General features: G+C 60.2%; 11 protein-coding genes. 7 read left to right on the top strand and 4 right to left on the bottom strand.

Annotated elements, in window-relative coordinates:
• Positions 1-32 precede the first annotated feature (32 nt).
• The 3 genes from AC1RDQ_RS20540 to rloA are packed head-to-tail and all read right to left on the bottom strand — an operon-like array spanning position 33 to position 3,096.
• Positions 33-1,019 carry an alpha-L-glutamate ligase-like protein gene (locus AC1RDQ_RS20540; RefSeq protein ID WP_057715712.1) on the bottom strand — a complete coding sequence of 329 codons (987 nt, stop codon included), beginning with the start codon at positions 1,017-1,019 and terminating at the stop codon, positions 33-35.
• Positions 1,019-2,554 carry an osmotic stress tolerance membrane protein RloB gene (gene rloB / locus AC1RDQ_RS20535; protein ID WP_407515266.1) on the bottom strand — a complete coding sequence of 512 codons (1,536 nt, stop codon included), beginning with the start codon at positions 2,552-2,554 and terminating at the stop codon, positions 1,019-1,021. The genes AC1RDQ_RS20540 and rloB overlap by 1 nt, the downstream gene beginning before the upstream one ends.
• A gap of 5 nt (positions 2,555-2,559) precedes the next feature.
• On the bottom strand, positions 2,560-3,096 hold the full coding sequence (gene rloA / locus AC1RDQ_RS20530) for a retropepsin-like aspartic peptidase RloA (protein ID WP_218496792.1): 537 nt from the start codon (positions 3,094-3,096) through the stop codon (positions 2,560-2,562).
• 297 nt (positions 3,097-3,393) lie between these two features.
• Here rloA and AC1RDQ_RS20525 point away from each other — a divergent pair, with 297 nt between their 5' ends.
• The 6 genes from AC1RDQ_RS20525 (at position 3,394) to prpD (ending at position 12,018) form a co-directional block, all read left to right on the top strand.
• Positions 3,394-4,113 carry a GntR family transcriptional regulator gene (locus AC1RDQ_RS20525; protein ID WP_008048579.1) on the top strand — a complete coding sequence of 240 codons (720 nt, stop codon included), beginning with the start codon at positions 3,394-3,396 and terminating at the stop codon, positions 4,111-4,113.
• A complete protein-coding gene (gene prpB / locus AC1RDQ_RS20520; protein ID WP_008017616.1) occupies positions 4,110-5,000 on the top strand; it encodes a methylisocitrate lyase in 891 nt (296 codons plus the stop codon). The genes AC1RDQ_RS20525 and prpB overlap by 4 nt, the downstream gene beginning before the upstream one ends.
• 161 nt (positions 5,001-5,161) lie before the next feature.
• Positions 5,162-6,289: a bifunctional 2-methylcitrate synthase/citrate synthase gene (gene prpC, locus AC1RDQ_RS20515; protein ID WP_008048580.1), complete on the top strand. Its 1,128-nt coding sequence runs from the start codon at positions 5,162-5,164 to the stop codon at positions 6,287-6,289.
• Positions 6,290-6,485: 196 nt separating this feature from the next.
• A complete protein-coding gene (acnD, locus tag AC1RDQ_RS20510; RefSeq protein ID WP_492587985.1) occupies positions 6,486-9,080 on the top strand; it encodes a Fe/S-dependent 2-methylisocitrate dehydratase AcnD in 2,595 nt (864 codons plus the stop codon).
• A 66-nt stretch (positions 9,081-9,146) separates the two neighbouring features.
• On the top strand, positions 9,147-10,337 hold the full coding sequence (gene prpF / locus AC1RDQ_RS20505; protein ID WP_492587984.1) for a 2-methylaconitate cis-trans isomerase PrpF: 1,191 nt from the start codon (positions 9,147-9,149) through the stop codon (positions 10,335-10,337).
• Between the two features lie 196 nt (positions 10,338-10,533).
• On the top strand, positions 10,534-12,018 hold the full coding sequence (gene prpD / locus AC1RDQ_RS20500) for a 2-methylcitrate dehydratase (protein WP_492587983.1): 1,485 nt from the start codon (positions 10,534-10,536) through the stop codon (positions 12,016-12,018).
• Positions 12,019-12,135: 117 nt separating this feature from the next.
• Here prpD and ppsR read toward each other — a convergent pair whose 3' ends face one another.
• The gene (ppsR, locus tag AC1RDQ_RS20495; RefSeq protein ID WP_008048584.1) at positions 12,136-12,954 is read right to left on the bottom strand and encodes a posphoenolpyruvate synthetase regulatory kinase/phosphorylase PpsR; all 819 of its coding nucleotides are present in this window, start codon (positions 12,952-12,954) and stop codon (positions 12,136-12,138) included.
• A gap of 174 nt (positions 12,955-13,128) precedes the next feature.
• On the opposite strand from ppsR, the gene ppsA reads away from it, so the two are divergent.
• Positions 13,129-15,504 carry a phosphoenolpyruvate synthase gene (gene ppsA / locus AC1RDQ_RS20490; protein ID WP_150812369.1) on the top strand — a complete coding sequence of 792 codons (2,376 nt, stop codon included), beginning with the start codon at positions 13,129-13,131 and terminating at the stop codon, positions 15,502-15,504.
• The last annotated feature ends 83 nt before the right edge of the window (positions 15,505-15,587 follow it).

Raw genomic sequence — 15,587 nt, 5'->3', positions numbered from 1 at the left:
GCGAGCAAGCTCGCTCCTACAAGAGAAGGGCCTCAGCCCTCGACCGCAGGAATATGCCCAAACATCTCCTGCACAAACGCCACGCGCTCTTCGACCGATTCACTCACGCCACGCGCCTTCAGGTCTTCCAGCCGAGCCTCGACCGCATGAGTGCGCAACGTCAGGCCGCAGTCATTGGCAATCTGGATATTCAGCCCCGGCCGGGCGTTGAGCTCCAGAATCAGCGGGCCTTTTTCCTGGTCCAGGACCATGTCGACACCGATGTAGCCCAGGCCGCACAACTCATAGCAACCAGCGGCGAGTTTCATGAAACCGTCCCAGTAGGGCAGTTGCACGCCATCCACTGCATTGGTGGTGTCCGGGTGTTTGTTGATGATGTTGTTCAGCCAGGTGCCGCGCAGGGTCAGGCCGGTGGCCAGGTCCACACCGACGCCGATGGCGCCCTGGTGCAGGTTGGCCTTGCCGTTGGACTGGCGCGTCGGCAGGCGCAACATGGCCATCACCGGGTAGCCCATCAAAACAATGATGCGAATGTCCGGCACGCCTTCGTAACTGATGCTCTTGAAGATCTGGTCCGGAATCACGCGGTATTCGATCAGCGCCCGGTCGCGGTGACCGCCCAGGGAGTACAGGCCGGTCAGGATGCTGGAAACCTGGTGTTCGATTTCTTCATGGCTGATGATCCGGCCGGACACCGTGCGATAACGCCCTTCAAAGCGGTCGGCGATGACCAGGATGCCATCTCCGCCAGCGCCCTGGGCCGGTTTGATCACGAAGTCATTGCGTGCGCCGATGATCTCTTCGAGATTGTCGATTTCCTTCTCGGTGGAGATCACGCCATACAGTTCGGGCACATGGATGCCGGCGGCGATGGCGCGTTCCTTGGTGATGATCTTGTCATCGACGATCGGGTACAGGCTGCGCTTGTTGTATTTGAGCACGTAGTCTGCGTTGCGCCGATTGATCCCCATGATGCCCCGGGCTTCCAGGGCCTTCCAGGTCTTCCAGAGGCCGAACATCAGGCGTCAGCCTTTTTCAGGAAGGCCTTGAAGCGCACCAGTTCGGTCAGGCGGTAACCGCGATAACGACCCATGGCCAGCATGAAGCCCACCAGGATCAGCAGGATCGCCGGGAAAGTGAACACGAAGTACACCAGTTCCGGCACGCTCATGATCAGGTGCGCCAGGGACGCGGCGAACAGCGTGCCGACGGCCACTTTCATGGCATGGCCACCGCCGCGCTCTTCCCAGGTGATCGACAGGCGTTCGATGGTCATGGTCAGGATCACCATCGGGAACAGCGCCACCGACAAACCGCGTTCCAGGCCGAGTTTATGGCTGAGCAGGCTGATGGCCGCAATCAGCACCACCACGAACGTCAGCACCACCGACAGCCGCGGCAGCATTTGCAGTTTCAGGTGTTCGAGATAGGAGCGCAGCGACAAGCCCAGCGCCGTGATGATGGTAAACAGCACGATACCGAAGCCGAGCTGGGTTTCGCGGAAGGCCAGGGCGATCAGCACCGGGGTGAAGGTGCCCAGGGTCTGGATGCCGATCAGGTTGCGCAGGACCAGGATCACCAGCACGCCGATCGGGATCATCACCATGATCATGAAGGTCTGCTGGGTTTGCAGCGGCAGGCCGTACAGCGAGTACTCGAGGAAATTGGCGTCGGTGTTTTCGTCGGTCAGCTTGGCCAGGCGAATGGCGTTCATTTCGCTGTTGTTCAGGCTGAAGGTCACGTTGGCTTTCTTGCCACCATCGACGGTGATCAGGTTTTCGTCGCCGGTCCACCACAGCAGGCGGTCGGTCGGCAGGCCCTGTTCACCGGTTTCCGGGTTGAAGTACAGCCAGTCGGTGCCATTGAAGCTGCGCAGCCACAGTTCCGGCATTTGCGGCTGATCGGCCACCAGGCGGATGGTGTGGACCTTCTCGATCGGCACATGGGCGATGGACAGCAGCAGCTCGACGATTTTCGCCTTGTGCGCCGCGGATGGGTCACCAGCCAGCAGCAGCTTCACGTTGTCGTCGTTAAGGTTGTTGACCCGCTTGATGGCTTCGCCGACGAAAGTTTCGACATCGGCCGAGTGTTGGCGAATCGGTGCGAGCAGGGCTTCGGCGGCGATTTTTTCCGGGCCTTCGATGGTCATGCTGTCGCGAAAGGTCGGGCCTTTGATCTTGGCTTTCTCACCGGAATAACGCTTGGTCAGCACCAGGCGGTAATACAGCGTCTGATTGCCTTTGGCCCGGCGTGCCGACCAGGTGACCTTGCGGTTGCCGTCGACCCGGTTCACGGCCACGCCGTAGTTGTTGGAGATGAAGCTCTCGTTGAGGCTCACGAAGTCGCGGCTCAGCGGAGGCACGAACATCTGGATCTTGACCGGATCCTTGGCACTGGCGACGAACTCGACCTTGGCGTCGATGTTCCACAGGTCGTCGGTGGCGTCTTCGGTCACCGGGATGCCCAGCACGAAGATCTGATAGGCCGTAACTGAAATGCCCAGCACCACCAGGATGGCGATCAGCAGTTTCAGGTGAAGGGTAAGAGAGCGCATTTGAATTACTCGGCGGTATGAGCGTCGGTGGTGCAGGCAGGTTTGCCGGCAGCATATTTAAGGCTGGGGTCAACCAGAGCATCGAAACGTTTGAGGGCTTCGGAGCCAATCAGTAGCGGGTATTGGAAAGCGCTGCGGTCGGTCAGGTTCACTTCGATGCTGCGCAGGGCCGAGCCCATGCAGATGTCCAGTTCGATCACCGGGCGAGCGGTGTACTTCTTGCCTTCCTCCGGATCGTAGTCGCCGGCCCGGCGCTTGATCTTGCTGACACGGGCCAGCGGGCGTTCGATCGGGTGCGAATGGGCGGCGTCGATGGCCAGGTAAAAGCGCACCCACGACTCGCCGTTGCGTTTGAAACGTTTGATATCCCGTGCACTCAGGGAGGCGGTTTTCGCCCCGGTGTCGAGTTTGGCCGCCACTTCCAGATCGATGCCATTGAGCGATGCGTACTCGTTAAGGCCATACACGGTCTTTTCCCCGGCCATTGCGAAACCGGGCAGGCAAAGGAAAAAAAGGACGGTGGGGAAGGGCTTGAGTCTCATAAATCCTGATGCGCAGCGGTCCGACTTGATTCAAGGCCCTGGCATCGCTGCGCAAGCTCCCTCGTATGCCTGTCAGGTTTTTATGACAGGCAGTGCAGATGTGACAAACAAATGCGGGCGGCATTCTAGCACGGTGGTTTGATGGCGCCAGCGCTGGCCGGTGGCTATAAATAGGCCGGTTGCTTCGTAATGGTGCAACCGGTTATCAGAAGATTGTCGACAATATCGATTTATACTTTGACTGTGCCGCCAGTATTCGCTAGTTTTTGCGGCACTGGCTTACAAGGTGTCGACAATATGCTGGATCAACTCGATCCCCCGGTTTCTACGCAAGACGATACGGAGACGCTTTCCGAGAACGTCTTCCGACGCATTCAGGCGGCTATCGTCAAAGGCGATATCGCGCCGGGCAGCAAAATCTCCGAACCGGAACTGGCGCGCACCTACGGCATCAGCCGTGGCCCGTTGCGCGAGGCCATCCACCGTCTGGAAGGCCAGCGCCTGCTGGTTCGCGTGCCGCATGTCGGCGCACGGGTGGTGTCGCTCAATCACGCCGAACTGATTGAGCTATACGAAATCCGCGAATCCCTGGAAGGCATGGCCTGTCGCCTGGCCGCCGAGCGCATGAGCCTCGAAGAAATCGACGAGCTGCGTCGGGTCCTGGAAACCCACGAACGCGATGAGGCGTTTCAGGCCGGGAGAGGCTACTACCAGCAGGAAGGCGATTTCGACTTCCACTACCGAATCATTCAGGGCAGCGGCAACCGTACGCTGACCCAAATGCTCTGCGGCGAGCTGTATCAACTGGTGCGCATGTACCGCATCCAGTTTTCCACCACGCCCAATCGCCCGCACCAGGCGTTCGCCGAGCACCACCGAATTCTCGATGCCATCGCCGACCGTGACGGTGAACTGGCCGAGTTGTTGATGCGCCGTCACATCGGCGCCTCCAAACGCAACATCGCCCGTCATTACCAGGACGGCGCTAACCCGACAGCCAAACGAGGTGAGTCATGAGTTTGAACAAGAGCACTCCAGGCCAGCGTTTCCGCGATGCGGTCGCCAGCGAGCATCCATTGCAAGTGGTCGGCGCGATCAACGCCAACCATGCGTTGCTGGCCAAGCGCGCCGGTTTCAAGGCGATCTACCTGTCGGGTGGCGGGGTGGCTGCCGGCTCCCTCGGCGTGCCGGACCTGGGCATCACCGGCCTGGATGACGTGCTGACCGACGTGCGCCGTATCACCGATGTTTGCGACCTGCCGCTGCTGGTGGATGTGGACACCGGTTTCGGTTCCTCGGCGTTCAACGTCGCCCGTACCGTGAAGTCGATGATCAAGTTCGGCGCGGCGGCGATTCACATCGAAGACCAGGTCGGCGCCAAGCGCTGCGGTCACCGTCCTAACAAGGAAATCGTGACCCAGCAGGAAATGGTCGACCGCATCAAAGCGGCCGTCGATGCCCGTACCGATGACAGCTTCGTGATCATGGCCCGTACCGACGCCCTGGCGGTGGAAGGTCTGGAGTCTGCCCTGGATCGCGCCGCCGCGTGCATCGAGGCCGGCGCTGACATGGTGTTCCCGGAAGCCATCACTGAACTGGAAATGTACAAGCTGTTCGCCAATCGCGTGAAAGCGCCGATCCTGGCCAACATCACCGAGTTCGGCGCGACGCCGCTGTACACCACCGAACAGCTGGCCGCTGCCGACGTATCGCTGGTGCTGTACCCGCTGTCGGCGTTCCGTGCCATGAACAAGGCTGCAGAAAACGTCTACACCGCGATCCGTCGCGATGGCACGCAACAGAACGTCATCGACACCATGCAGACTCGCATGGAGCTTTACGATCGCATCGACTACCACACCTTCGAGCAGAAGCTCGATGCGTTGTTCGCCGCGAAAAAATAATGAACACCGTGTACCTGTAGGAGCGAGCTGGCTCGCGATGGTGGGCCATACACCGCGGGGTATCAGTTTTCCCGCGTCATCATCGGCGTCCATCGCGAGCAAGCTCGCTCCTACAGATGAAAGATTGGTTTCCCTAAAAAATTCAAGAATTGGAGACAGCAATGGCCGAAGCAAAAGTACTCAGTGGCGCCGGGCTCCGTGGCCAGGTAGCCGGGCAAACCGCACTGTCCACCGTGGGCCAGTCGGGTGCCGGTCTGACCTATCGTGGTTATGACGTACGTGAACTGGCGGCTGACGCACAGTTCGAAGAAGTTGCCTACCTGCTGCTGTACGGCGAACTGCCGAGCAAGGCGCAACTGGCAGCCTACGTTGCCAAACTGAGCAAGCTGCGCGACCTGCCGCAAGCGCTCAAAGAAGTGCTGGAACGCATCCCCGCCGACGCCCACCCGATGGACGTGATGCGCACTGGCTGCTCGTTCCTGGGCAACCTGGAGCCGGAGAACAACTTCTCCGAGCAACACGACAAGACCGACCGCCTGCTGGCCGCGTTCCCGGCGATCATGACCTACTGGTATCGCTTCAGCCACGAAGGCAAGCGCATCGATTGCGTGAGCGACGAGCAGTCCATCGGCGGCCACTTCCTGCACCTGCTGCACGGCAAGAAGCCGAGCGAGCTGCACGTCAAGGTGATGAACGTTTCGCTGATCCTCTACGCGGAGCACGAGTTCAACGCGTCGACCTTCACCGCACGTGTTTGCGCCTCGACCCTGTCCGACCTGTATTCGTGCATCACCGCGGCCATTGGCTCGCTGCGCGGTCCGCTGCACGGCGGCGCCAACGAAGCGGCGATGGAAATGATCGAGCGTTTCTCGTCGCCGGAAGACGCGATCAAGGGCACCCTCGGCATGCTCGAGCGCAAGGACAAGATCATGGGCTTCGGCCACGCGATCTATAAGGACAACGATCCGCGTAACGAGGTGATCAAGGGCTGGTCGAAAAAGCTTGCTGACGAAGTGGGTGACAAGGTGTTGTTCCCGGTATCCGAAGCCATCGACAAGACCATGTGGGAGCAGAAGAAACTGTTCCCGAACGCCGACTTCTACCATGCCTCGGCGTACCACTTCATGGGCATCCCGACCAAGTTGTTCACGCCGATCTTCGTCTGCTCGCGCCTGACCGGCTGGGCCGCCCACGTGTACGAACAACGTGCCAACAACCGCATCATCCGTCCAAGCGCCGAATACACCGGCGTTGAGCAGCGCAAGTTCGTACCAATCGAACAACGCTGAATGGTGGCGGCCGGCACCGGGATCTGAATGCAACGCAGATCCCTGTAGGAGCGAGCTTGCTCGCGATGGAGTGTCATTCACATTGGTGTCGACTGACACGCCATCGCGAGCAAGCTCGCTCCCACAGTGGATTGTGTTCACTTCAAGTCTGGTGCCAGGCCCCACCTTTTGTAACTACCGTGACCGAGTCCTGACGATGAACACACAATTTCGTAAACCGCTGCCCGGCAGCCACCTGGATTACTTCGATGTCCGCGCAGCGGTCGAGGCGATCCAGCCTGGCGCCTACGACACCCTGCCGTACACCTCCCGTGTACTGGCGGAAAACCTTGTGCGTCGCTGCGACCCGGCCACGCTCACCGAATCCCTGAAGCAGTTCATCGAGCGCAAGCGCGACCTCGACTTCCCGTGGTTCCCGGCCCGCGTGGTGTGCCACGACATTCTCGGCCAGACCGCGCTGGTCGACCTCGCCGGCCTGCGTGATGCCATCGCCCTGCAGGGCGGTGATCCGGCGCAAGTGAACCCGGTGGTGCCGACCCAACTGATCGTCGACCACTCCCTGGCCGTCGAGCGCGGTGGCTTCGATCCGGAAGCGTTCGAGAAGAACCGCGCCATCGAAGACCGTCGCAACGAAGACCGTTTCCACTTCATCAACTGGACCAAGAAGGCGTTCAAGAACGTCGACGTGATCCCGCCGGGCAACGGCATCATGCACCAGATCAACCTGGAGAAAATGTCTCCGGTGATCCAGGTGCGTGACGGCGTGGCCTTCCCTGATACCTGCGTCGGCACCGACAGCCACACCCCGCACGTCGATGCGTTGGGCGTGATCGCCATCGGTGTCGGTGGTCTGGAAGCCGAAAGCGTAATGCTCGGTCGCGCATCGTGGATGCGTCTGCCGGAAAGCGTCGGCGTCGAGCTGACCGGCAAGCTGCAGCCGGGCATCACCGCCACCGACATGGTGCTGGCGCTGACCGAGTTCCTGCGCAAACAAAAAGTGGTTGGCGCGTGGCTGGAGTTCTTCGGTGAAGGTGCTGCGGCGCTGACCCTCGGCGACCGCGCGACCATCTCCAACATGGCCCCGGAATACGGCGCCACCGCGGCGATGTTCTACATCGATCAGCAGACCATCGACTACCTCAAGCTCACCGGCCGTGAAGACGAGCAGGTGCAGTTGGTCGAGAACTACGCCAAGACCACTGGCCTGTGGGCTGACAGCCTGAAAGGCGCGCAATACGAGCGCGGCCTGACGTTCGATCTGTCCTCGGTGGTGCGCAACATGGCTGGCCCGAGCAACCCGCACGCCCGTGTAGCGGTTTCGGATCTGGCGGCGAAAGGCATCTCCGGGAAGTGGGAAGACGTACCGGGCCAGATGCCGGACGGCGCGGTGATCATCGCCGCCATCACCAGTTGCACCAACACCAGCAACCCGCGCAACGTGATCGCCGCCGGCCTGCTGGCGCGCAACGCCAACAAGCTCGGCCTGACCCGCAAGCCATGGGTCAAGTCGTCCCTGGCGCCGGGCTCGAAAACCGTGGCGCTGTATCTCGATGAAGCCGGTTTGACCGATGAGCTGGAACAGCTCGGTTTCGGCGTCGTGGCCTTCGCCTGCACCACCTGCAACGGCATGTCCGGCGCACTGGACCCGGTGATCCAGCAAGAGATCATCGACCGTGACCTGTACGCCACTGCTGTGTTGTCCGGTAACCGTAACTTCGACGGCCGGATTCACCCGTACGCCAAGCAGGCGTTCCTCGCATCGCCGCCATTGGTCGTTGCTTACGCCATCGCCGGTACCATCCGTTTCGACATCGAAAAAGATGTGCTGGGCGTGGTGGATGGCAAGGAAATCCGCCTGAAAGACATCTGGCCGAGCGACGAAGAAATCGACGCCGTGGTGAAAGCCTCGGTCAAGCCTGAGCAGTTCCGTCAGGTCTACATCCCGATGTTCGCGATCCACGAAGACACAGGTCCCAAAGTCGCGCCGCTGTACGAGTGGCGCGAAATGAGCACCTACATCCGCCGTCCGCCGTACTGGGAAGGTGCGTTGGCCGGCGCCCGTCCGCTCAAGGGCATGCGCCCGCTGGCGGTGCTGCCGGACAACATCACCACCGATCACCTGTCGCCGTCCAACGCCATCATGCTCGACAGCGCCGCGGGCGAATACCTGGCGAAAATGGGCCTGCCGGAAGAGGACTTCAACTCCTACGCGACTCACCGTGGTGACCACCTGACCGCGCAGCGCGCGACCTTCGCCAACCCGAAACTGTTCAACGAAATGGTTCTGGAAAACGGCAAGGTCAAGCAGGGTTCGCTGGCCCGCGTCGAGCCGGAAGGCAAAGTGATGCGCATGTGGGAAGCCATCGAGACCTACATGGATCGCAAGCAGCCGCTGATCATCATCGCAGGTGCCGACTACGGTCAGGGTTCGTCCCGCGACTGGGCGGCCAAGGGCGTGCGCCTGGCGGGTGTGGAAGCGATTGCCGCCGAAGGTTTCGAGCGCATTCACCGCACCAACCTGGTGGGCATGGGCGTGTTGCCGCTGGAATTCAAGCCGGGCACCAACCGCCACACCCTGGCCATCGACGGCAGCGAAACCTACGACGTGATTGGCGACCGCACCCCGCGTGCCGAGCTGACCCTGGTGATCCATCGCAAGAATGGCGAGCGCGTCGATGTGCCGGTGACCTGCCGCCTCGACACTGCTGAAGAAGTGTCGATCTACGAAGCCGGTGGCGTGCTGCAACGCTTCGCCCAGGACTTCCTCGAAGAATCGGCGGTTGCTGTTTAACACACGCTTTGCAGACACGGGACTTTAAGTCCCGTGTCTGTTTTCAGATTAGGAGTAACGAGCACCATGGCTCATGCACCGCAGATCAAAATTCCAGCGACATACATGCGCGGCGGCACCAGCAAAGGCGTGTTTTTCAGCCTGAAGGATTTGCCTGAAGCGGCACAGGTCCCGGGCCAGGCCCGCGACGCTTTGCTGCTGCGGGTGATCGGCAGCCCCGACCCGTATGACAAACAAATCGACGGCATGGGTGGCGCGACTTCCAGCACCAGCAAAACCGTGATCCTGTCGAAAAGCATCAAGGCCGATCACGATGTCGATTACCTGTTCGGTCAGGTGTCCATCGACAAGCCCTTCGTGGATTGGAGCGGCAACTGCGGCAACCTGTCGGCGGCGGTCGGTTCGTTCGCCGTCAGCAATGGCCTGGTGGACGCCAGCCGCATCCCGCACAACGGCGTGGCGGTGGTTCGCGTGTGGCAGGCCAACATTGGCAAGACGATCATCGCCCACGTGCCGATCACCAATGGTGAAGTACAGGAAACCGGCGATTTCGAACTCGACGGCGTGACCTTCCCGGCGGCCGAAGTGCAGATCGAGTTCCTCGATCCGGCGGCGGACGAGGAGGGCGGCGGCGGTTCGATGTTCCCTACCGGCAACCTGGTGGACGACCTGGAAGTGCCCGGCGTCGGCACCTTCAAGGCCACGATGATCAACGCTGGTATCCCGACGATTTTCGTCAATGCCGAAGACATCGGCTACAAGGGCACCGAGTTGCAGGGCGCGATCAACGGCGACCCGAAAGCCTTGCTGATGTTCGAAACCATCCGCGCTTACGGCGCATTGCGCATGGGCCTGATCTCGAACGTCGACGAAGCGGCCAAGCGGCAGCACACGCCGAAGGTGGCCTTCGTCGCCACACCGGCGGATTACGTATCGTCCAGTGGCAAAGCCATTGCGGCGGGTGATGTCGACCTGCTGGTGCGTGCACTGTCCATGGGCAAATTGCACCACGCGATGATGGGTACTGCTGCGGTGGCAATCGGCACGGCGGCAGCGATCACCGGTACGCTGGTTAACCTCGCGGCAGGCGGTATCGAACGCAACGCGGTGCGCTTCGGCCACCCGTCCGGTACCTTGCGCGTCGGCGCCGAGGCCAGCCAGGTCAATGGCGAGTGGACCGTGAACAAAGCGATCATGAGCCGCAGTGCACGGGTGTTGATGGAAGGGTTTGTCCGTGTGCCGGGTGATTCTTTCTAAGATCATCCAAACACCTGTGGGAGCGAGCTTGCTCGCGATGGGGCCAACACATTCAATACGTGTGCTGGCTGATGCACCGCCATCGCGAGCAAGCTCGCTCCCACAGTGGCCTGCATTTCAATCATAAGAATTTGTCATTGACTGAGATTGCCCTGAACCGAGGTCCCATCAACGAACACCGCAGAGTGAATCGAACATGAGCGCCAACGTCGACCTGAACAACCGCCCCGACTACGACAAGGTCCTGCAGGACATTGCCGATTACGTCCTCAACTACAAGATCGAGTCAAAAGAGGCGCTGGATACTGCGCGCAACTGTCTGATCGATACCTTGGGTTGCGGCCTGCTGGCCCTGCGTTTTCCCGAGTGCACCAAGCATTTGGGGCCAGTGGTAGAAGGCACTGTCGTGCCGTTCGGCGCCCGGGTGCCGGGGACCAGTTACCGGCTCGATCCTGTGAAGGCGGCGTGGGACATCGGCTGCATCGTGCGCTGGCTCGACTACAACGACACCTGGCTCGCGGCGGAGTGGGGGCATCCGTCGGACAACCTCGGCGGTATTCTCGCGGTAGCCGACCATTTATCACAAAAGCACCTGGCTAATGGTGTGGCACCGCTGACCGTGCGTACAGTGCTTGAAGCGATGATCATGGCCCATGAGATTCAAGGCGTGATTGCCCTGGAAAACTCGTTCAACCGTGTCGGCCTCGACCACGTCATTCTGGTGAAAGTGGCCTCGACCGCAGTCACCGCCAAGCTGATGGGTGCCAATCGCGAGCAGTTGTTGTCGGCGTTGTCCCATGCCTTTGCGGACGGTCAGGCCCTGCGCACATACCGGCATGCGCCGAATGCCGGTTCGCGTAAATCCTGGGCGGCGGGGGATGCGTCCAGTCGTGGCGTGCGTTTGGCGGACATGGCGATGCGCGGCGAAATGGGTATTCCCGGTGTGTTGAGTGCCAGGCAGTGGGGGTTTTACGACGTATTGTTCAGCCACACCAACAATGATCTGGCGCTCAAGCCTGAAGACAGGCGTGCGTTCAGTTTCTCGCGACCGTACGGCAGTTATGTGATGGAAAACGTGTTGTTCAAGATCAGTTTTCCGGCCGAGTTCCATGCGCAAACGGCCTGTGAGGCGGCGGTGACCCTACATCCGCAAGTGCGCAATCGTCTGCACGAAATCGACCGGATCGTCATCACCACTCACGAGTCGGCGATTCGCATCATTTCCAAGGTCGGCCCGCTGGCCAATGCCGCTGATCGCGATCACTGCATCCAGTACATGACTGCCGTGCCGCTGGCCTTTGGCAATCTGGTTGCCGAGTATTACGAAGATGATTTCCACAAGGCGCATCCGATCATCGATGTGCTGCGCGACAAGATGGTGATTGTCGAGGATCCGCGTTTCACCCGTGAGTATCTGGAGTCCGACAAACGCTCCATTGCCAACGCGGTGCAGGTGTTTTTCAAGGACGGGTCGAGTACTGAAAACGTGGTGGTGGAATACCCGATTGGGCATCGTCGACGTCGGGTCGAAGGCATTCCGTTGCTGGAGGACAAGTTCAGGGCGAACTTGCTGACACGATTCACCGGGCAGCGTAGCGAGGAGATTTTTGCACTGTGCAGGGATCAGCAGAAACTTGAGGCGACACCGGTAAACCGGTTTGTGGATTTGTTTGTTATCTAGGAGACCGAGTTATCGTTCATCGCGAGCAAGCTCGCTCCCACAGGAGATCTGCGGTGAACACAAATCAACTGTGGGAGCGAGCTTGCTCGCGATGAGGGCCGAACAGGCAAAAAAGAACTACTTGAAACGCCGCTCCACACCTTTCTCCACGAGAATCTTCGCGGAGATTTCTTCTACGGAAAAGTGCGTGGAGTTGATGTTCGGAATGTTCTCGCGGCGAAACAGGTTTTCCACCTCGCGAACTTCGAACTCGCACTGGGCGTAGCTCGAATAGCGGCTGTTGGGCTTGCGCTCGTTGCGGATCGCGGTAAGGCGGTCCGGGTCGATGGTCAGGCCGAACAGCTTGTGCTGGTGGGCGCGCAGGGCGGACGGCAGTTGCAGGCGCTCCATGTCGTCTTCGGTCAGCGGGTAGTTGGCTGCGCGGATACCGAACTGCATCGCCATGTACAGGCACGTCGGCGTCTTACCACATCGCGACACGCCCACTAGTATCAGGTCGGCCTTGTCGTAATAGTGCGTGCGGGCGCCGTCGTCGTTGTCGAGGGCGAAGTTAACGGCCTCGATACGCTCCATGTAGTTGGTGTTGGCGCCGATGGAGTGGGACTTGCCCACGGTATAGGAAGAATGCTCGGTCAGTTCCTGTTCAAGCGGTGCCAGGAACGTCGAGAAAATGTCGATCATGAAACCATTCGAGGTTGCGAGAATCTCACGAATGTCCTGATTGACGATGGTGTCGAAGATAATCGGACGGAAGCCGTCGGTTTCGGCGGCTTTGTTGATTTGTTGTACCATGGCCCGCGCTTTGTCCACGTTGTCGATGTACGGCCGCGTGACTTTGCTGAAGGTAATGTTTTCGAACTGCGCCAGAAGGCTTTGACCCAGGGTTTCGGCGGTAATGCCGGTACCATCGGAGATAAAGAAAGCAGATCGTTTCATTTGCACCTTGGGCCTTAAGCTAGTGACGAATCTTGGATATGATAGGCGCGATTTGCCGGCCGCCATTGGCCCGCATTCTCACTTATTTTCCAGGTCCAGGCCATATAACCGGCAAATGCTCACTTAAGCAGCCGGTTTCTGAGCTTTTCCAACACAGTTAGTGGAGAGATCACCTTGGTAGAGTACGTAGTTTCCCTCGATAAGCTCGGCAAACACGATGTTGAGCATGTGGGGGGCAAGAACGCATCCCTGGGCGAGATGATCAGCAACCTTGCAGGTGCCGGTGTATCGGTGCCCGGCGGCTTCGCCACGACCGCTCAGGCTTATCGTGATTTCCTGGAACTGAGCGGCCTGAATCAGCAGATTCATGATGCGCTCGATGCCCTGGACGTCGATGACGTGAATGCGCTGGCCAAGACCGGTGCCCAGATCCGCCAATGGATCATGGAAGCCGAGTTCCCTGAAAAACTGAATGCCGAAATTCGTACCGCGTTCGCCACGCTGTCCGCCGGCAACCCTGACGTGGCCGTGGCCGTGCGTTCTTCCGCCACCGCCGAAGACTTGCCCGACGCATCCTTTGCCGGTCAGCAGGAAACCTTCCTGAACATCCGTGGTGTCGAAAACGTCATTCGCGCCGCCAAAGAGGTGTTCGCCTCGCTGTTCAACGACCGTGCCATTTCCTATCGCGTGCACCAGGGCTTCGACCACAAGCTGGTTGCCCTGTCCGCTGGCGTGCAGCGCATGGTCCGTTCCGAAACCGGCACCGCCGGCGTGATGTTCACCCTCGATACCGAGTCGGGCTTCCGTGACGTGGTGTTCATCACCGGCGCCTACGGCCTGGGTGAAACCGTCGTACAAGGCGCGGTGAACCCGGATGAGTTCTACGTTCACAAAGGCACGCTGGCCGCGGGTCGCCCGGCGATCCTGCGCCGCAACCTGGGTAGCAAAGCCATCAAGATGATCTACGGCGACGAGGCCAAGGCCGGTCGTTCGGTCAAGACCGTCGACGTGGACAAGGCTGAGCGCGCACGTTTCTGCCTGACCGACGCCGAAGTCAGCGAACTGGCCAAGCAGGCGATGATCATCGAGAAGCACTACCAGTGCCCGATGGACATCGAGTGGGCCAAGGACGGTGACGACGGCAAGCTGTACATCGTGCAGGCCCGTCCGGAAACCGTGAAGAGCCGCACCCAGGCCAACGTCATGGAACGTTACCTGTTGAAAGAAACCGGCACCGTGCTGGTGGAAGGTCGCGCCATCGGCCAGCGTATCGGCGCCGGCAAGGTCCGCATCATCAAGGACGTGTCCGAGATGGACAAGGTCCAGCCAGGCGACGTACTGGTTTCCGACATGACCGACCCGGACTGGGAGCCGGTCATGAAGCGCGCGAGCGCGATCGTCACCAACCGTGGCGGCCGTACTTGCCACGCGGCGATCATCGCCCGTGAGCTGGGTATTCCAGCGGTAGTAGGTTGCGGCAACGCCACCCAGCTGTTGAAAGATGGCCAGGGCGTCACCGTTTCCTGCGCTGAAGGCGACACCGGCTTCATCTTCGAAGGCGAACTGGGCTTCGACATCAAGAAGAACTCCGTGGACGCCATGCCTGAGCTGCCGTTCAAGATCATGATGAACGTCGGTAACCCGGACCGCGCCTTCGACTTCGCACAGCTGCCGAACGCCGGTGTGGGCCTGGCCCGCCTGGAGTTCATCATCAACCGCATGATCGGCGTGCACCCGAAAGCGCTGTTGAACTACGACGGCCTGCCGCAGGAAATCAAGGACAGCGTCGACAAGCGCATCGCCGGTTACAACGATCCGGTCGGCTTCTACGTCGAGAAACTGGTTGAAGGCATCAGCACCCTGGCGGCTGCGTTCTGGCCGAAAAAGGTCATCGTGCGTCTGTCGGACTTCAAGTCCAACGAATACGCCAACCTGATCGGCGGCAAGCTGTACGAGCCGGAAGAAGAGAACCCGATGTTGGGCTTCCGCGGTGCCTCGCGTTACATCAGCGAATCGTTCCGCGATTGCTTCGAGCTCGAATGCCGCGCCCTCAAGCGCGTGCGCAACGAGATGGGCCTGACCAACGTCGAAATCATGGTGCCGTTCGTCCGTACCCTGGGCGAAGCGAGCCAGGTGGTGGATCTGCTGGCGGAAAATGGTCTGGCTCGTGGCCAGAACGGCCTGCGCGTGATCATGATGTGCGAACTGCCGTCCAACGCCATCCTGGCTGAAGAGTTCCTCGAGTTCTTCGACGGTTTCTCCATCGGCTCCAACGACCTGACCCAGCTGACCCTGGGCCTGGACCGTGACTCCGGCATCATCGCCCACCTGTTCGATGAGCGTAATCCGGCGGTCAAGAAGCTGCTGGCCAATGCGATTGCCGCGTGCAACAAGGCCGGCAAATACATCGGTATCTGCGGTCAGGGTCCTTCGGACCACCCGGACCTGGCCAAGTGGCTGATGGAGCAGGGCATTGAAAGCGTTTCGTTGAACCCTGACTCCGTACTGGAAACCTGGTTCTTCCTGGCGGAAGGTCAAGCTTCGGCCTGATCCGGTGTAAACGGGCCGCCCCTTTCTGTGGGAGCGAGCTTGCTCGCGATGGACGTCAACGACAACGCGTTTATCCTGGATAA

Source organism: Pseudomonas sp. GW823-FHT02E01 (genome assembly GCF_058797535.1).
The sequence above is the reverse complement of the archived record's forward strand: the minus strand, read 5'-3'. Positions and strand labels throughout refer to the sequence as shown.